The 4,580-nt window shown below is 29.6% G+C and carries 5 protein-coding genes; 3 read left to right on the forward strand and 2 right to left on the reverse strand.

Annotated features, from left to right (window positions below):
* From QZZ53_RS16885 to QZZ53_RS16895, 3 genes are all read left to right on the forward strand, one after another.
* Positions 1-945: glycosyltransferase family 4 protein (locus QZZ53_RS16885; protein WP_296386893.1), on the forward strand; the 945-nt coding region annotated here is incomplete at its 5' end.
* 129 nt (positions 946-1,074) lie between these two features.
* Positions 1,075-1,683 carry a sugar transferase gene (locus tag QZZ53_RS16890; protein WP_296386900.1) on the forward strand — a complete coding sequence of 203 codons (609 nt, stop codon included), beginning with the start codon at positions 1,075-1,077 and terminating at the stop codon, positions 1,681-1,683.
* Between the two features lie 36 nt (positions 1,684-1,719).
* Complete coding sequence (locus tag QZZ53_RS16895) at positions 1,720-2,730, forward strand: peptidoglycan bridge formation glycyltransferase FemA/FemB family protein (RefSeq protein WP_296386895.1); 1,011 nt, start codon at positions 1,720-1,722, stop codon at positions 2,728-2,730.
* A gap of 5 nt (positions 2,731-2,735) precedes the next feature.
* On the opposite strand, the gene QZZ53_RS16900 is transcribed toward QZZ53_RS16895, so the two are convergent.
* Both QZZ53_RS16900 and QZZ53_RS16905 read right to left on the reverse strand, forming a co-directional pair.
* A complete protein-coding gene (locus QZZ53_RS16900; RefSeq protein ID WP_296386897.1) occupies positions 2,736-3,392 on the reverse strand; it encodes an HAD family hydrolase in 657 nt (218 codons plus the stop codon).
* Positions 3,376-4,347: an ATP-grasp domain-containing protein gene (locus tag QZZ53_RS16905; protein ID WP_296386899.1), complete on the reverse strand. Its 972-nt coding sequence runs from the start codon at positions 4,345-4,347 to the stop codon at positions 3,376-3,378. The genes QZZ53_RS16900 and QZZ53_RS16905 overlap by 17 nt, the downstream gene beginning before the upstream one ends.
* Between the last annotated feature and the right edge of the window lie 233 nt (positions 4,348-4,580).

Consider the following 4,580-nt stretch of genomic DNA (forward strand, 5'->3'; position numbering starts at 1 on the left):
GGTTTAAACCCAATGAAAGATTTTAAGTCTATTCTAGAGTTAAAATCTATTATGAAAGACAATAAGATAGATCTTGTATTTCCGTATACTGTTAAACCTGTTATTTATGGTTCTATGGCTGCGAACATGTGCAAAATCCCTGTAATTTCACTAATTACAGGGCTTGGTTATGCCTTTACGGGATTAACAGCTAAGGCAAGGCTATTACAACGATTTAATGAAACACTATATAAATTATCCATTAGAAAGAACAGAGTTATTGTATTTCAAAATAAAGATGATTATCAATTGTTTTTAGATAGAAAAGTGATTTCTAAAAAACAAAAGGTAGATTTTGTAAGTGGCTCTGGAGTAAATCTTAATGAGTTTAAATTCATAGAAAAGAGTGCTTCAGATAAAGTAAGTTTTCTATTAGTTGCAAGATTAATAAAGGAAAAGGGAATTGCTTTGTACATGGAGGCTGCAAAAACCTTAAAAGCGAAATATCCAAAAGCTGAATTTCATTTAATTGGCGCACCAGAAACCTCTCCTTCCGCAATTAGTGAAGATGAATTAAATGAACTACACAAACAAGGCGTAATTATATTTCATGGTGTTCAACGTAATATTGAAGAACATCTAAATATGAGGGATGTTTTTGTACTACCAAGTTACTATAGAGAGGGTTTACCAAGAACAACTCTAGAAGCTTGTGCATGCGGAAACCCAATAATAACAACTGATTCAGTTGGTTGTAGAGAATCTGTTAGAGAAGGTGTAAATGGTTTTTTAATAGAACCTCAAAATCTTGATGCTTTGATTAAACCAATGGAATTCTTTATTACTAATCCTGAGAAAATAAAGGAAATGGGTATAAACAGCAGAAAATATGCTGAAGAGCGTTTTGATGTAGATATTATTAATAATGACCTAATTAATCTCATAAAAAAAGAAGTAAACATATAACTGTTTTGTGTTTAAATCACCTAAAACTCTAAAATCGTGACTTTAAACGAAAATGTTTTGAGGTCTTCCAAAAAGCAGTTTATTTGCATCAATTATTAGAACGAAATAAAAATTATAATAATGAGAACCATCTATAGAGTTATTATCAAACGTCTTTTTGATTTTCTTGCAGCATTTGTAGGATTGCTTTTGATATCTCCATTATTTATTACTCTTATTATCATTCTTTACATTTCTAATAAAGGAAAACCTTTCTACTACCAAACGCGTACTGGAAAAAAAGGTAGACTATTTACAATCATTAAGTTAAAAACTATGAATGACAATGTAGATAGCGAAGGTAATTTGTTACCAGCATTAGAGCGTGTGACTACAACTGGAGATATTTGTAGAAAATATTCTTTAGATGAAATTCCACAATTAATAAACATTTTGAAAGGTGATATGAGCCTAATCGGTCCTCGCCCACTTTTGCCTGAATACTTAGAACATTATAATGATGAGCAAATCAAAAGACATAATGTTTTACCAGGAATTACAGGTTGGGCACAAGTTAATGGTAGAAATACTATTAGTTGGGAGAAAAAGTTTGAATATGACGTCTATTATGTAAAAAACCAATCCTTTTCACTAGATTTAAGGATTATTTTTAAAACCATAGACAAAGTTATAAACAGAAAGGATATAAATAATTCTGAGACTATGGACATGCCAATGTTTACAGGTACTAAGAACTAAATTTATATTTTAGTTTTATATTAAATTAGCTATTTAATGATTAACGAAGTTGTCCTTAAAAAGGACTGGAATCACATATTAAATAAAATTGGTAATTATGATTTTTACCATACTTATGACTATCATTCTATATCTATAGGAAAGAATGAGGTGTCTATACTTTTAGTATTTAAAGACGATACTAATATTATAGCTTTACCTCTAGTTTTAAGACCTATAGAAAACACACCATATTTCGACTTTACATCTGTATATGGCTATTCTGGCCCTTTAACAAATATCACTGATACTGACTACGACTATTCTAAATTTCAATCTAAATTAAACACCTATTTTAAAGAAAAAGATATTATTTCAGTGTTTAGTAGATTGCATCCTTACATAGAACAAGATACAATTCTAAATAATCTAGGTGATGTAATAGATCTAGGAAAAGTGGTGAATATAGATGTGTCCTTACCAATTGAAGAATCAAGAAGAGCTTACGGAAAATCTAATAAAAACCAAGTTAATAAGCTAAAACGACAATGTACAGTACATAAGGCTAAAACAAAAGAAGACATTCTAGAGTTTGTTGATATCTATCACGAAAACATGCATCGCCTAGATGCAGAAGATTATTACTTCTTTGATAAAGATTATTTTCTAAACTTTATGGAAATAGAAGATTTTAAAACTGACATTTTATTAGTTAAAGACAACGAAACAGACTCATATATTGCTGGTTCTATGTTTGTTAAAACAAATGATATGGTTCAGTTTCATTTATCAGGTACACGTACAGATTTTCTAAGAATGAAACCTTCAAAATTGTTTTTAGACGAAATGCGTCTAGAAGCTACTGAGGAAGGGTTCACTTATTTTAACCTTGGTGGAGGTTTAGGTAGTCAAGAAGACTCTTTATTTGAGTTTAAAGCTTCTTTTTCAAAGGATTTTAAGATATTTAAAATCTGGAAATATATTGTGAATCAAGTGGTTTACGATGAGCTTTCAACTAATTCGAAAGATTCAGGGTTCTTCCCAAAGTACAGAGAAGGTCAACATTAAAACTGTTAAGTAATTTTCAACTCTTTATAGGACAATATAAAGTCGTCTGGCATATAAGCTTCGGTACAATGCTGATGTGAGTTACTATGAATATTCAAACCATTATCAATTAGTCCGATAGTTGCCCATCCCAAAATATTAGGTGTTACAAAGTCTTTTTTAAGATTATCTGCTATATAATAGTACTCTGAACCAATTAGTGAAGTTTCAATAGCTTTGTAATTAGCTTCATTTGGCTTTTCTGTCCCTAGAGTTTCAGAAATTATAATTTTATCAAATAGATTTTCAATACCCAAAGCTTTAAGTTTGGCTGATTGTGTTTTTACTCTTCCGTCAGTAATTATTGCCAGTTGACCATTATTTGATTTAATGGAATTCATCACTTCCAAAACACCATCAAATAGTTCTATATCAGGGATATGATTACGATACATTTCTATAAGAACCTTAATATCAACACTATACTTTTTAACTAAAAAATTAAAAACGTTCTGTTCAGATCTGTACAAAGAAAGCATAACACTATAAAGTGGTTTCCAGTTTTCAGTATCCATTTTTTTTGCGATATGACGATAGGCAGATTTTAAAAACTCTATTTCATTATAGAGCGTATCATCTAAATCAAAAACTACAACAGTATGCTTGTTAATCTTTATATCCATGAACTAAAACTTCATCATCGTATCTAATCATTAGCAAATCACTTTCCCAAACATCAAATTTATCTTCAATGGTTTGCTCTAGCTTGTATTCTTCAATAATCCATTTAGGAAAATTAGCATTTGCTAAATATGATAAAGGAAAACCACCACCAAATCTAGGGTTTATTTCTATTCCTACAATTTTAGTATTATCCTCTTTGTGCATAAAAAACTGAACAGTTAGACAACCAACAGCACCTTCAATATGTTTTAAATGCTTCTTTATATAGTTAACTAAAGCATTATTCTTTGTAACTGCTTTATACACTTCACCATCTCTCACTTCTAGTCTCTTACGAGGTACAGCGCACTTTAGCTTATTAGTCTTTGAGTAGTATAAATCACAAGTATATTCGTCAAATTCATTATGGTCTATATATTCTAAGAACATTAATTTATCATTGTTTAGATGATACTCAGTTATATCTTTTTGATCTTTAATAAGATGAGTGTCTACACTTCTACTACCATCAATGGGTTTTATAAAAAGTGGTAATTTATAATTGTCTTTAGAATATTCTTTAGCTACTGTAATCCCTTTAGATTCAAAAAATTTATGTATTTCTCTTTTATCTCTACACTTCTCAATAAAATCAATAGATGATACTATAATACTTATATTATTTTTTTCAAAATTCGATTTATAATTTGCCAATTGAAAAAGCTCAGTATCTATTGTCGGTATTATTTGTGAGATGCCATTGTCATTACAAATACTAATCAATGACTCTAAATATAAAGATTCATCTAATCTAGGTACTTCGAAGAAGCCATCTGCTACCTGACAACCAGCTGAAAGCATAGGATCAGAATCAGAAGCATATACCTTTGCTTGAGGATATACCTTCTTTAGCTCTTTTTGAAATGCTCTCACAAGAGATACTCTCCTACCAGCTGAAGTTATTAATATGTTCATATTAGTTAAGGGCTAAAATGTTTTTCACAATAAATAATTTGACAAATATAATACCGCAAAGTACAAGTTTAGGAATAGTACCTATGTATGGTAAATTAATTAGTTTAAGGATGTATTATATCCTTATAAGGGTTTTACAAAAAAACAGTTTTTAAAGTTAGAAAGCAAATTTTCCATTTTATACCTTAATTTATTACGATCATATATCTATAAAACAAGAAGAGGTTTTAAGG

Origin of the sequence: Winogradskyella sp. (assembly GCF_016744625.1) — a bacterium.
In the GTDB taxonomy this organism is placed as follows: domain Bacteria; phylum Bacteroidota; class Bacteroidia; order Flavobacteriales; family Flavobacteriaceae; genus Winogradskyella.

Bases quoted from the DNA above. Each gene is read 5' to 3' on its own strand.
- QZZ53_RS16905 (WP_296386899.1), bottom strand. From the start codon at position 4,347: ATGAACATATTAATAACTTCAGCTGGTAGGAGAGTATCTCTTGTGAGA.
- QZZ53_RS16895 (WP_296386895.1), top strand. From the start codon at position 1,720: ATGATTAACGAAGTTGTCCTTAAAAAGGACTGGAATCACATATTAAAT.
- QZZ53_RS16900 (WP_296386897.1), bottom strand. From the start codon at position 3,392: ATGGATATAAAGATTAACAAGCATACTGTTGTAGTTTTTGATTTAGAT.